Source organism: Kitasatospora sp. NPDC127035, from assembly GCF_042726075.1.
Lineage (GTDB): Bacteria > Actinomycetota > Actinomycetes > Streptomycetales > Streptomycetaceae > Kitasatospora.
The window spans coordinates 63,537-76,878 of record NZ_JBHXDN010000049.1 but is presented as its reverse complement, the minus strand read 5'-3'; the positions used below and the strand labels follow the sequence as shown (position 1 = coordinate 76,878).

The following is a 13,342-nucleotide window of genomic DNA, read 5'->3' as shown; positions in this document are numbered from 1 at the left end:
GCCCCCGGGTGGGGCGGCGGCGGCTCCGGGTCGTTCGGTCAGGCCCTGCGCAGCTGGAAGGCGAATCCGAGGGACTCGTCGGAGAAGGTGTCCGACTCCCAGTCGGCCGCGCCGGCGGCGAAGTCGGTCGCGAGGACCTCCTCCGCGACGAGGGAACCGTGTTCAGCGATCGCCTCGGCGGTCTCGTCGTCGGTGGCGCGCCAGCGGAGGACGATCCGGTCGGCGACGTCCAGGCCGGAGTTCTTGCGGGCCTCCTGGATCTGCCGGATCGCGTCACGGGCGACGCCGAGGCGCTTCAGCTCGGGGGTGATCGCCAGGTCGAGGGCCACGGTGGCACCGGACTCGTTGGCGACGGCCCAGCCCTCGCGCGGGGTCTCGGTGATGATCACCTCGTCGGGGGAGAGCGTGACGGTCTCACCGTCCAGCTCGACCGAGGTGGTGCCCCCGGCCCGCAGCTCGGCGGCGAGCCGGGCGGCGTCGGCGGCGGCCACCGCCTTGGCGACGTCCTGCACGCCCTTGCCGAAACGCTTGCCCAGCGCACGGAAGTTGGCCTTGGCGGTGGTGTCGACCAGCGAGCCGCCACCGGTCCGGTCGGCGGAGCCGGCCGCGAGCGACTCCAGGGTGGAGACGTTGAGCTCCTCCGCGATCTGCGCGCGCAGGTCGGCGGGCAGCTCCTCCCAGCCCTGGGCGGCGACCAGCGCGCGGGAGAGCGGCTGACGGGTCTTCACGCCGGACTCGGCGCGGGTCGCCCGGCCCAGCTCGACCAGACGACGGACCAGCGTCATGTGGCGCGAGAGGTCGGCGTCGATCAGCGACTCGTCCGCCTCCGGCCAGGTGGCCAGGTGGACCGAGGCCGGGGCGTCCGGGACCACCGGGACGACCAGGTCCTGCCAGACCCGCTCGGTGATGAACGGGGTCAGCGGGGCCATCAGCCGGGTCACCGTCTCCAGCGCCTCGTGCAGCGTGGCGAGCGCGGCCGCGTCGCCCTGCCAGAAGCGGCGGCGGCCGCGGCGGACGTACCAGTTGGAGAGGTCGTCGACGAAGCCGGAGAGCAGCTTGCCGGCCCGCTGGGTGTCGTACGCCTGGAAGGACGCGTCGACCTCCCGGACCAGGGTGTTGAGCTCGGAGAGCACCCAGCGGTCCAGCTGCGGGCGGTCGGCCGGGGCCGGGTCGCCCGCGGACGGGGCCCAGCCGGACGTCCGGGCGTACAGGGCCTGGAAGGCGACGGTGTTCCAGTAGGTGAGGAGGGTCTTGCGGACCACTTCCTGGATCGTGCCGTGGCCGACCCGGCGGGCCGACCAGGGGGAGCCGCCGGCGGCCATGAACCAGCGCACGGCGTCGGCGCCGTGCTGGTCCATCAGCGGGATCGGCTTCAGGATGTTGCCCAGGTTCTTGGACATCTTGCGGCCGTCCTCGGCCAGGATGTGGCCCAGGCAGACGACGTTCTCGTACGCGTTCCTGTCGAACACCAGGGTGCCGACGGCCATCAGCGTGTAGAACCAGCCGCGGGTCTGGTCGATCGCCTCGGAGATGAACTGCGCCGGGTAGCGCTGCTCGAACAGCTCCTTGTTCTGGTACGGGTAGCCGTACTGGGCGAAGGGCATCGATCCCGAGTCGTACCAGGCGTCGATCACCTCGGGCACCCGGGTCGAGGTGCCGCCGCAGTCACGGCAGGCGAAGGTGACCTCGTCGATGTACGGGCGGTGCGGGTCGAGGCCGCTCTGGTCGGTGCCGGTCAGCTCGGAGAGCTCGGCCAGCGAGCCGACGCAGGTGAGGTGGCCCTCCTCGCAGCGCCAGATCGGCAGCGGGGTGCCCCAGTAGCGGTTGCGGCTGAGCGCCCAGTCGACGTTGTTGTTCAGCCAGTCGCCGAAGCGGCCGTGCTTCACGTTCTCCGGGTACCAGTTGGTGGCCTCGTTCTCGCGGACCAGGGCGTCCTTGACGGCCGTGGTCCGGATGTACCAGGACGGCTGCGCGTAGTAGAGCAGCGCGGTGTGGCAGCGCCAGCAGTGCGGGTAGCTGTGCTCGTACGGCAGGTGGCGGAAGAGCAGGCCGCGCTCCTTGAGGTCGGCGACCAGCGCCTCGTCGGCCTTCTTGAAGAACTGGCCGCCGACCAGCGGGACCTCGGGGGCGAAGGTGCCGTCGGCCAGCACCGGGTTGACCACCGGCAGGCCGTACCGGCGGCAGGTCGCGAGGTCGTCCGCGCCGAAGGCGGGGGACTGGTGGACGATGCCGGTGCCGTCCTCGGTGGTGACGTAGTCGGCGTTGAGGACGTAGTGCGCGTTCTCGATCGCGACCAGGTCGAAGGGGCGGCGGTAGGCCCAGCGCTCCATCTCGGCGCCGGTGAAGGACTCCCCGGTCGGCTCCCAGCCCTCGCCGAGGGCCTTGGCCAGCAGCGGCTCGGCGACCACCAGCTGCTCGGTGCCGTCGGTGGCCACCACGTAGGTGACGTCGGGGTGGACGGCGGCGGCGGTGTTGGAGACCAGGGTCCACGGAGTGGTGGTCCAGACCAGCAGCGCGGCGCGGCCGGCCAGCGGGCCGCCGGTCAGCGGGAAGCGGACGAAGACCGAGGGGTCGACGACGGTCTCGTAGCCCTGCGCCAGCTCGTGGTCGGAGAGGCCGGTGCCGCAGCGCGGGCACCAGGGGGCGACCCGGTGGTCCTGGACCAGCAGGCCCTTGTCGAAGATCTGCTTGAGCGACCACCAGACGGACTGCACGTAGGACGGGTCCATGGTGCGGTACGCCTGGTCGAGGTCGACCCAGTAGCCCATGCGCGAGGTGAGCTCGGTGAACGCGTCCGTGTGGCGGGTCACCGACTCGCGGCACTTGGCGTTGAACTCGGCGATGCCGTACGCCTCGATGTCCTGCTTGCCGGAGAAGCCCAGCTCCTTCTCGACGGCCAGCTCGACCGGGAGGCCGTGACAGTCCCAGCCGGCCTTGCGGGCGACGTGGTAGCCCTTCATCGTCCGGTAGCGCGGGAAGACGTCCTTGAAGACGCGGGCCTCGATGTGGTGGGCGCCGGGCATGCCGTTCGCGGTGGGCGGGCCCTCGTAGAAGACCCACTCGGGGCGGCCCTCGGACTGCTCCAGGCTGCGCTGGAAGACCTTGTTGTCCTGCCAGAAGGAGAGGATCTGGTGTTCGAGGACCGGCAGGTCGACCTGGGCGGGGACGGGGTTGTAGGTACTCATCGCGGGCGTCTACCTCCGACGGATGCGTGGACGGGATCCGACGGAGGGACGAGACGGCATGCCGTCCCGCGGTACCACCCTCCTTGGCCGCGGTGGTGCGTGCGGCCCTCTTGTTTGGGCTTGCTGCCGGGTCTACGGGCCGGTGCGACGGGAATCGCGGGCCGTTCTTCCGGCGGCTCCGGGGTGATCTTCGCGCCGTGCACACCCCCGGGCTCGCACCGTCCCCGGGTCGCTGGTGGCTGCGTACTGCGGTACTCGTCCCCATCTGCGCCTTGCAGGCTCAGTGTATCGGCCCGCCGCAAGTCGTTTCGGGCCACCTGTCCGGGGCGGGTCCGGAGGGCCTCGGCGTCAGGCCGGGGGCGGGCCGGGGGCGGCGCCCCCGGAGCCCCGGGGCGCCCCGGGCGTCGTGGGGGCGGGGCCTCCGGTGCGGCGTCCGGGGGTGGTTAGGCGGGGGCGTACGGGGCACAACTCTGGTCGGCGCATGGGCGTGGCGCCTGTGACGGCTGCCCGGGTGGGATCATTGTGAGGCGTCGGTATGTCATGTTGTGACCGTTTTTGATCGGGATTATCGTTCCGGCACTGGAGGCCGCCGGGAACCGGCGGCTCGATTCGTTCGTAGATGGGGTCGAAGCCATGGCTGAGAAGGCAACCGGCGCGGGTACCGCCACCAAGCGGACACGCAAGGCCGTGGCAGGCGATCCAGGGGAGGGGACCGTGACCACTACCGCACGGCGAAAGAACACCACCGACACCGCTCTCGTGGCCCCCGGCCGCACCCGCACGCCGGCCCAGAACGGGGCCGTCCGGGCCACCGGCGGCGCCGAGTCGGTCGATCCGGCGGAGCTGCCCGTCCGCCCCGGCGAGGACCCGTGGACCTCGAACGAGGTGCACGAGCTGCACGCCGAGCTGATCAGCGAGCTGGAGCGGCTGCAGCACGAGATCGACGCGGCCGAGGCGGCCATCACCGGCCTGATGCGCGACTCCAACGACGGCGCCGGCGACGACCAGGTGGACGCCGGCACCAAGAACATCTCGCGGGAGAGCGAGGTGGCGCTGGCCAACAACGCCCGTGACAGCCTCGCCCAGACCGAGCACGCGCTCGCCCGGCTGGAGGGCGTCGGCTTCGGGACCTGCGAGTCCTGCGGCCAGGCCATCGGCAAGGCGCGGATGCAGGCCTTCCCGCGGGCGACGCTCTGCGTCCAGTGCAAGGCCAAGCAGGAACGCCGCTGACCGGGGCGACGCGGGGGGTCGGGCTTGCCGTAGGCTCGACCCCGTAACGTCGCCTGATCTGTCGGAGGTCGGGCGTTCCCCGGCCCACCCACGTCACGGCAGCGGAGCGGATCATCAGTACGCAAGGTTCCCCCCAGACGCGGGACGAGTCCGTCCCGACGCCCGCCGAAGCCGTGGCGGAGACCGTGACCGAGTCCGGTGAGACGCGTACCTCCGCCGTCCCCGCCGAAGCCCCCGGTGCCACGGCCGTCGGGGTCGCACCCGCCGGTGCCACCGCGGTCGGGGCCACCGGTCTCGGGGCCACCGCGGCCGGGGCGACTGCGGTCGGTACTGCGGCGGTCGGGGCCACCGCGGTCGGTGCCGTCGACGGGGCGGAGCCGGGGCAGGAGGCGTCGAAGGGGCGCCGCCGGATCGGCGTGCTGCTGGTGGTCGCGCTCCTGGCCTTCCTGATCGACTTCGGCAGCAAGCTGCTGGTGGTGGCCCGGCTGGAGAACCACGCGGCGATCAAGGTGATCGGCGACGTGGTGACCTTCCAGGTGATCCGCAACTCCGGCGCCGCCTTCGGCATGGGGCAGGCGCTCACCGTCGTCTTCACCATGATCGCCTCGGCCGTCATCGTGGTGATCTGGCGGATCGCCCGGCGGCTGTACAGCCTGCCGTGGGCGATCGCCCTGGGGCTGCTGCTCGGCGGAGCCCTCGGCAACCTCACCGACCGGCTGTTCCGCTCGCCCGGCGTGTTCCGCGGGCACGTCGTGGACTTCATCTCCGTCCAGCACTTCGCCGTCTTCAACCTCGCCGACTCGGCGATCGTCTGCGGCGGCATCCTGGTCGTCCTGCTCTCCTTCCGGGGCAGCAACCCCGACGGCACCGTCCACCAGCCGGCGGAGAAGGGGTCCAAGGGCGAGCGCGCGGAGGACCCGGCCGAGTAGGGCGGCGGACCGGCCGCGTAAGGGGTGGCCCCCGCGTCCGGCATACTCGTACGGGTGAGTACCGCAGCGCAGATCCGCAGCCTCCCCGTACCCGACGGCCTCGAAGGCGAGCGTCTCGACGCCGCCCTCGCCCGGATGTTCGGCTTCTCCCGGACCAAGGCCGCCGAGTTGGCCGCCGACGGCAAGGTGACGCTCGACGGCGCCGTCGCCGGCAAGTCGGACCGCGTCACCGCCGGTTCCTGGCTGGAGGTCGAGATCCCCGCCCCCGCCGCACCCGTGCAGATCGTCGCCGAGCACGTCGAGGGCATGCGCATCGTCCACGACGACGAGGACATCGTGCTCGTCGACAAGCCGGTCGGGGTCGCCGCGCACCCCAGCCCGGGCTGGACCGGCCCCACCGTGATCGGCGGCCTCGCCGCGGCCGGCTACCGGATCTCCACCTCGGGCGCCGCCGAGCGCCAGGGCGTCGTGCACCGGCTCGACGTCGGCACCTCCGGGCTGATGGTCGTCGCCAAGTCGGAGCGCGCCTACACCGACCTCAAGCGGCAGTTCCACGACCGGATCACCGAGAAGAAGTACCACACGCTGGTCCAGGGCCACCCGGACCCGCTCAGCGGCACCGTCGACGCCCCGATCGGGCGCCACCCCAGCTCCGACTGGAAGTGGGCGGTCACCCGCGAGGGCAAGCCGTCCGTCACGCACTACGACCTGATCGAGGCCTACCGGGCCGCCTCGCTGCTGGACATCAAGCTGGAGACCGGGCGCACCCACCAGATCCGCGTCCACATGTCCGCACTGCGCCACCCCTGCGTCGGCGACCTCACCTACGGCGCCGACCCCACGCTCGCCAAGCGGCTCGGCCTCACCCGTCAGTGGCTGCACGCCGTCTCGCTCGGCTTCGAGCACCCGGCGGACGGCGAGTGGGTGGAGTTCTCCAGCGAGTACCCGGCCGACCTGCGGAAGTCGCTCGACATCATCTCGTCCGAGAGCTGAGGCGGCCGGCATGAGCGCTTTCGCGGCACGGATCCGGATCGCCGAGGGGGAGGACGACCTCGCGTTGGTCCGGGGCGTCCGGCGGACGGTGTTCGTCGAGGAGCAGGGCGTGCCGGAGGAGCTGGAGTACGACGAGCTGGACGCCACCTCGGAGCACCTGCTGGCCGTCGGGCCGGCGGGGGAGCCGTGGGGGACGGCCCGGCTGATCTTCGGCGAGCAGGCGCTCGGGCTGACCGGGGGGACCGAGGGGCGGGTACTGCTCGGCCGGCTCGCGGTGGTCGGGGCCGCCCGGGGCACCGGGCTCGGAGCGGAGCTGGTGCGCGCCGTGGAGGCGGCCGGACGCCTGCGCGGGGCGCGTGAGGTGGAGCTGCACGCACAGGTGCAGGCGCTGGGGTTCTACGAGCGGCTCGGGTACGTGGCCGAGGGCGGGGTCTACGACGACGCCGGGATCCCGCACCGGACGATGACCCGGGTGTTGTAGGGCTGCCCTCCGGGTGGGTTCGTGAGGCTTCGGGCGGGTCCGCTTCGGCGGGCCCGCCCGGTTTTCGATCTGGCGGGCCTGTCGGGCCTGTCGGGCCTGCGCGGGGCCGGGCCGGGGCGCTCTTATCAGCCGCCTACCCGAGCGGCGGCTACGATCACGGACCATGGAGCTCGGTGGGGCGTGGCGCCGGTGGCGCGGTCGCGGTACGGCGGCCGGACGGAGACTGCTGGCGGGTGCGGTGGCCCTGGTGGTGGTGGCCGGCGTGGGTACGGCGGCCGTGGCCGCCGGTGGGGAACAGGCGGTCCGGCAGGAGGATCGTTTCCTCGCGATGCCCGAGACACCCGGCAGCCAGCAGGTGGTCCAGCTGGACACCTCCTTCTTCACGACCGGGGAAAGCCCGCGCCCGGCCGTCCTGCTCGGCCACGGCTTCGGCGGTTCCAAGGAGGGCGAGCGGGAACGGGCCGAGCAGCTGGCCCGGCAGGGGTACGCGGTGCTCACCTGGTCGGCACGCGGCTTCGGACGCTCCGGCGGGAAGATCGGGCTGAACGCGCCGGACCGCGAGGTCGAGGACGTCAAGCGCCTGGTGGACTGGCTGGCCCAGCGGCCCGAGGTACGCCTCGACGGACCCGGCGACCCCCGGGTCGGCATCACCGGCGCCTCCTACGGCGGGGCGGTGGCGCTGCTCGGCTCGGCGTACGACCGCCGGATCGACGCGGTGGCCAGCCAGATCACCTGGTGGAACCTGGCCGACGCGCTGTTCCCGCAGGGGGTGCAGGGCTCCGGCGCGGTCGACGGGGTGTTCAAGAAGCTGTGGGCCGGGATCTTCTTCACCACCGGATCGGCGGGCGACCTCGGTCCGTCGGGGGGCGCGGCCCGGCCGTCGGTGGCGTCGGAGGGGGCCGGGCAGGTCGGCTGCGGACGGTTCCTGGAGGAGCTGTGCCGGATGTACGACCGGGTGGCCACCACCGGGCACGCCGACCCGGAGGCGGTCGCGCTGCTGGACCGGTCCAGCCCGTCCTCGGTCGCGGACCGGCTGAAGGTGCCGACGCTGGTCGTCCAGGGACAGCAGGACTCGCTGTTCCCGCTCGACCAGGGGGACGCGATCGCGCGTGCGGTGGCGGCCAACGGCGCCCCCGTCGCGGTGGACTGGTTCGCCGGCGGGCACGACGGTGCGACCGACACCAGCGAACGGGTGGACGCCCGGGTGGGTGCCTGGTTCGACCGCTACCTGAAGGGCGGCGGCGCTGCGAGCGGCGATGCCCCGAAGGGGGACGGTGCCCCGAAGGACGGCGACGCCTCGCAGGGTGACGGCGGTACCGGGGCGGCGTTCCGGGTGACCCGGACCGGTGGGGTGGACTCCACCGGCTTCCAGCCGGTCCTGCGTGGGGCGACGGCCGAGGCCTACCCCGGGCTCGGCGGCACCGGCTCGCGGCAGTACCGGCTGACCGGTCCCTCCGCCGACGGCGAGCAGGCCTTCGCCAACCCGCCGGGCGGCGCCCCGCCCAACATCTCCGCGCTGCCGGGTATCGGCGCGCTCAGCCAGGCCGCCGCACTCGGTGCCTCGGTCTCCCTGGACTTCCCCGGGCAGTTCGCCGCCTTCGAGTCGGAGCCGCTGGACGCCTCGGTGCACCTGACCGGCCGGCCCACCGTCCCGATCAGGGTCCGGGCGGACCGCCCGGACGCGGTGCTCTTCGCGAAGCTGTACGACGTCGCCCCGGACGGCAAGCAGACCCTGCCGCAGCAGCTGTCCGCCCCGCTCCGGGTGACCGGCGCGGACGGGCCCGACGGGCGGACCGTCACGGTGGGGCTGCCCACCGTCGACCACACCTTCGACTCCGGGCACCGGCTCAGGCTGGTGCTCGCCTCGACCGACCTCGCGTACGCGTCACCCGCCGAACCGGCCACCTACCGGGCCGCCGTCACCGGACCGCTGACCCTGCCGACCGTGGACGGGCTGGTCACCGAGGCCGCGCCGCTGCCGTCGCGGACCTGGGTGCTGCCGCTGGTCGCCGTCGCGGTGGCGGCGGCCGTGCTGCTGCTGCCCCGGCTCCGGCGCCGGGCGCGGGCGGAGCGGGGCGCGGCGTACGACCCGGTGCTGGGCGGGGTGCCGCTGCAGATCACCGGACTCAGCAAGCGGTACAAGGGCGCCGCCGACCGGTACGCGGTCAAGGACCTGGGCTTCCGGGTGGAGCAGGGCCAGGTGCTCGGTCTGCTGGGCCCCAACGGCGCGGGCAAGACCACCACCCTGCGGATGCTGATGGGCCTGATCCGGCCCGACGCCGGCGAGATCAGGATCTTCGGCCACCTGGTGCGGCCGGGTGCGCCGGTGCTGTCCCGGGTCGGTGCCTTCGTCGAGGGCGCGGGCTTCCTCCCGCACCTCACCGGGCGGGCCAACCTGCGGCTCTACTGGCAGGCCACCGGCCGGCCCGAGGCCGACGCGCACCTGGACGAGGCCCTGGCCATCGCCGGACTCGGCGAGGCGCTGGACCGCGCGGTGCGCACCTACTCGCAGGGCATGCGGCAGCGACTCGCCATCGCCCAGGCGATGCTGGGCCTGCCCGACCTGCTGATCCTCGACGAGCCGACCAACGGGCTCGACCCGCCGCAGATCCGCGAGATGCGCGAGGTGATGATCCGGTACGCCGCCGCCGGGCGGACCGTCATCGTCTCCAGCCATCTGCTGGCGGAGGTCGAACAGAGCTGCACCGACCTGGTGGTCATGGACCGCGGCCGGCTGATCACCACCGGCGCCGTCGCGGAGATCGTCGGCGGTGGCGAGCAACTGCTGGTCGGGACCGACGCCTCGTTCGGGGCCGAGGAGCTGGCGGCGGCGGCCGACAAGGTGGCGGTCCTGGCCGGCGTCGCGTCGGCGGAGGCGACCGAGGGCGGGCTGCTCGTCCGGCTGGACGGCATGGCTGCCAGTCAGCTGCTGGCCGAGCTGGTGCGGCTCGGGGTGCCGGTCGCGTCGGCCGGGCCGCAGCGCCGGCTGGAGGATGCGTTCCTGTCGCTGATCGGAGGTACGGCGTGAGCGCCGTGGTGTCTTCTGGGGTGTCGTCGTCCGGTGGCTCGTCGGGCGGGGTGTCGCCGGACCACGCCCCCGGGTACCGGGCCGGTCGGACGCTGCCGCTGCGCGTCGAGGTGGTCCGTCAGCTCCGGCGCCGGCGGACGATGGTGATCGGTGGCGTGCTGGCCGCGATGCCGCTCATCGTGCTGGCGGCGTTCCAGGTGGCCGGCACCCCGAACCGGGCCGACCGGACCACGTTCATCGAACTGGCCACCTCGTCCGGGCCGAACTTCGCGGCCACCATGCTCTTCATGGGCACCGGCTTCATGCTGGTGATCCCGGTCGCGCTGTTCTGCGGCGACACGGTGGCCTCCGAGGCGAGCTGGTCCTCGCTGCGGTACCTGCTGGCCGCGCCGGTGCCCCGGGCCCGGCTGCTGGCCCGCAAGTTCGCGGTCGGGCTGCTGTTCTCGGCGGTCGCGGTGCTGCTGCTGCCGCTGGTCGGACTGGGCGTCGGCACCGCCGCGTACGGGTGGGGCGACCTGAAGCTGCCGGCCGGCGCGAGCCTGACGGCAGGGGAGGCACTGCCCCGGCTGGCGGTCGCGGTGGTGTTCGTCTTCCTGAGCGAGGTCGTGATCGCCGCGCTGGCGTTCTGGCTCTCCACCGCCACCGACGCGCCCCTGGGGGCCGTGGGCGGGGCGGTGTTCGCCTCGATCATCACCGGGGTGCTGGACGCCATCACCGCGCTCGGTGACCTGCGGGCGTGGCTGCCCGCGCACTGGCAGTACGCGTGGGCGGACGCCCTGCAGCCGCAGCTGGAGTGGGGCGGCATGGTGCAGGGCGTGTCGCTGTCGCTGTCCTACGCGGTGGTGCTGCTGGCGCTGGCGTTCCGCGGCTTCGCCCGCAAGGACGTGGTGTCCTGACCGCCCCGGCCGCGCTCCTCGGGCGGGGCCCTCGGCCGGGGCCCCGCCCGCCGCTGACCGGCGGGCGGGGCCGTCGTGCCGGCGGCTACTTGACGGGCGAGTAGACGCGCTCGACCTGCTGGGTGCCGGACCTGGTGCGGTAGGAGCGCGTCCACTTGGTGGTGGCGTCCTTGCGGGTCCGGTCGGAGACGACGTAGTAGTCCATCTGCGTCCGGCTCGGGGTGATGTCCAGCACGCCGTAGCCGTGCGAGTCCAGGTCGACCCACTTGATGTGCCGGTTGGAGGCCTGGAGCGCGGCGGTGGCGGCCAGCGAGAGGGTCTGCGGCGCGACCTTCAGGATGTCGTCGATGTTGTCCGAGGTCACCGAGGTGACCACGAACTCGGTCGCGGCGCTGCCGGACAGCGGGTACGTGGCGGCCTCGTTCGGGACGTCCGACGCCCAGGCCGAGTGGATGTCGCCGGTCAGGAAGACGGTGTTGGTGATGCCGTTCGCCCTGAGGTGGCCGAGCAGCTCGCGGCGGTCGTGGGTGTAGCCGTCCCACTGGTCGGTGTTGATCGCCAGACCCTCGCCGGGCAGGCCGAGCAGCTTGGCCAGCGGGCGAAGGATGTAGTCGGGGAGGGCGAAGAGGGCGACCGGGGAGATCATCACCTCGTTGCCGATCAGCCGCCAGGTGGTGTCGGAGGCGGAGAGGCCGGACTTCAGCCAGTCCATCTGCGCGCGGCCGGTGATGGTGCGCTCGGCCGAGTCGACGTCGCCGTTGCCGACCTTGACCTGCTGGGAGCGGAACGAGCGCTGGTCCAGCAGGTGCAGGTCGGCGAGCTTGCCGTAGCGCAGACGGCGGTAGGTGGTGCCCGCGACGGACGGACGGACCGGCATCCACTCGAAGTAGGCCTGCTTGGCGCCGGCCACCCGGGCCGCCCAGTCGCCCTCGGCGCCCGGGGTGTGGTTCTCGGCGCCGCCGGACCAGGCGTCGTTGGCGAACTCGTGGTCGTCCCAGATCGCGATCGTCGGGACCTGGGCGTGCAGTGCCTGGAGGTCCTCGTCGGTCTTGTAGCGGCCGTGCCGGGTGCGGTAGTCGGCGAGGGTGAGGATCTCGTGGGCAGGGGCGTGCGGGCGGACCACCGAGCCGCGGGCGCAGAACTCGCCGGTCTTGTACTCGTAGATGTAGTCGCCGAGGAAGAGGAAGGCGTCGAGGTCGCCGCGGGCCGCCAGGTGACGGTACGCCGAGAAGTAGCCGGCCTCCCAGTTGGCGCAGGACGCGACGCCGAAGCGGAGCCGGTCGAGGGCGGAGTCGGCGGCCGGGGTGGTGTGGGTGCGGCCGAGGGGGGAGACCGTCCCGCCGGCGGTGAAGCGGTACCAGTAGAGGGTGCCCGGGGTGAGGCCGCGGACGTCCGCCTTGACGGTGTGGTCGGTGGCGGCGGTGGTGGTCACCGTGCCGCTCGCCGCGAGCCGGGTGAAGCCCTTGTCGGTGGCGAGCTCCCAGCGCACGTCGGTGTCGGCACCGAGGCCGGAGCCGGGAACGGCCTCCGGGGCCGGGGTGACGCGGGTCCAGAGCAGGATGCCGTCGGGGAGCGGGTCGCCGGAGGCGACGCCGTGCAGGAACTGCGGGGCGGTCGCGGCGTGGGCCGAGGTGCCGAGGGTGAGCGGCAGGGCGGCGGCGCCGGCCGCGAGGGCGGTGGCCTTGAGCACCTGGCGGCGGTGCGGGCGGGCGGCGGTCATGTCATCGACAAGGTCAGTCACGGCGGACAGGCTACCGGTCGGTAATGCGCTGTTCCATACGTTGAACTGACTGTTCGTCGCTGCTTCACCGAGGTGTGGCGTCCCGCCATCGTGGCGGGTGCGCTCGGCCACCCGGCGGCCATGCGCGATGATGGGAGGCTGTTCCGGCCCCCTGTCGCAAGGAAGTCCCGCCCGTGGCACAGATCCTGCTCCTCCACTCCGTGTACGGCCTGCGCCCCGCCGTCCACGCCGCCGCCGACCGGCTGCGCGCCGCCGGGCACACCGTGCACACCCCCGACCTCTTCGAGGGACGGACCTTCGACGACGTCGAGGAGGGCATGGCGTACAAGGAGGAGGTCGGCAGCGACGAGCTGCTGCGGCTGGCCGTCGGAGCCGCCGCCCCGCTGCTGGGCTCCGGGGCGCCGCTCGTCTACGCGGGCTTCTCGCTCGGCGGCTCGCTCGCCCAGAACCTCGCGCTCGCCGACGAGAAGGCCCTCGGCCTGCTGCTCCTGCACGGCACGTCCGACATCCGCGAGGACGCGGCCACCTCGATCCCGGTCCAGCTGCACATCGCCGAGCCCGACCCGTTCGAGCCCGAGGACTGGCTGAACGCCTGGTACCTGGGCATGCGCAAGGCCGGCGCCGACGTGGAGATCCACCGCTACCGGGGCGCGGGGCACGTCTTCACCGACCCCGACCTGGCCGACTACGACGCCGAAGCGGCGGAGCGGGCGTGGGCCGTGGCCCTGGACTTCCTCGCCGAGCTGGACGAACAGGCCGCCTGAGGTCGCCGCTGTCCTGCCTGCGCGGGAAGTCGGCCCGGCCGACTTCCCGCGCAGGGGATCCGGCCCGCCGGGGGGGGGGCCACCAGAGGCGGGCG

9 protein-coding genes are annotated in these 13,342 nt (G+C 73.2%); 7 read left to right on the top strand and 2 right to left on the bottom strand.

From position 1 onward, the window contains the following. Positions 1-38: 38 nt before the first annotated feature. Positions 39-3,185, bottom strand: coding sequence for an isoleucine--tRNA ligase (ileS, locus tag ACFWIC_RS28515; RefSeq protein WP_329952037.1), 3,147 nt, complete (start codon positions 3,183-3,185; stop codon positions 39-41). A 714-nt stretch (positions 3,186-3,899) separates the two neighbouring features. Here ileS and ACFWIC_RS28510 point away from each other — a divergent pair. From ACFWIC_RS28510 to ACFWIC_RS28485, 6 genes are all read left to right on the top strand, one after another. Further along, positions 3,900-4,415: a TraR/DksA family transcriptional regulator gene (locus tag ACFWIC_RS28510; protein WP_329952038.1), complete on the top strand. Its 516-nt coding sequence runs from the start codon at positions 3,900-3,902 to the stop codon at positions 4,413-4,415. A 185-nt stretch (positions 4,416-4,600) separates the two neighbouring features. Continuing rightward, positions 4,601-5,344: a signal peptidase II gene (lspA, locus tag ACFWIC_RS28505; protein WP_380520329.1), complete on the top strand. Its 744-nt coding sequence runs from the start codon at positions 4,601-4,603 to the stop codon at positions 5,342-5,344. Between the two features lie 54 nt (positions 5,345-5,398). Continuing rightward, entirely contained in the window at positions 5,399-6,337 is a 939-nt protein-coding gene (locus ACFWIC_RS28500; RefSeq protein WP_329882134.1) for an RluA family pseudouridine synthase, read from the top strand. Positions 6,338-6,347: 10 nt separating this feature from the next. Beyond that, positions 6,348-6,818: a GNAT family N-acetyltransferase gene (locus ACFWIC_RS28495; protein ID WP_380520328.1), complete on the top strand. Its 471-nt coding sequence runs from the start codon at positions 6,348-6,350 to the stop codon at positions 6,816-6,818. 163 nt (positions 6,819-6,981) lie between these two features. Beyond that, on the top strand, positions 6,982-9,846 hold the full coding sequence (locus ACFWIC_RS28490) for an alpha/beta fold hydrolase (protein ID WP_380520327.1): 2,865 nt from the start codon (positions 6,982-6,984) through the stop codon (positions 9,844-9,846). 5 nt (positions 9,847-9,851) lie between these two features. Continuing rightward, entirely contained in the window at positions 9,852-10,742 is an 891-nt protein-coding gene (locus ACFWIC_RS28485; protein ID WP_380520331.1) for an ABC transporter permease, read from the top strand. Positions 10,743-10,827: 85 nt separating this feature from the next. Here the strand turns inward: ACFWIC_RS28485 and ACFWIC_RS28480 are convergent, their stop codons facing one another. Further along, entirely contained in the window at positions 10,828-12,462 is a 1,635-nt protein-coding gene (locus ACFWIC_RS28480; RefSeq protein WP_380520330.1) for an alkaline phosphatase D family protein, read from the bottom strand. Positions 12,463-12,656: 194 nt separating this feature from the next. Between ACFWIC_RS28480 and ACFWIC_RS28475 the strand changes: the two genes are divergently transcribed. Beyond that, a complete protein-coding gene (locus tag ACFWIC_RS28475) occupies positions 12,657-13,247 on the top strand; it encodes a dienelactone hydrolase family protein (RefSeq protein ID WP_329952041.1) in 591 nt (196 codons plus the stop codon). Positions 13,248-13,342: the final 95 nt, after the last annotated feature.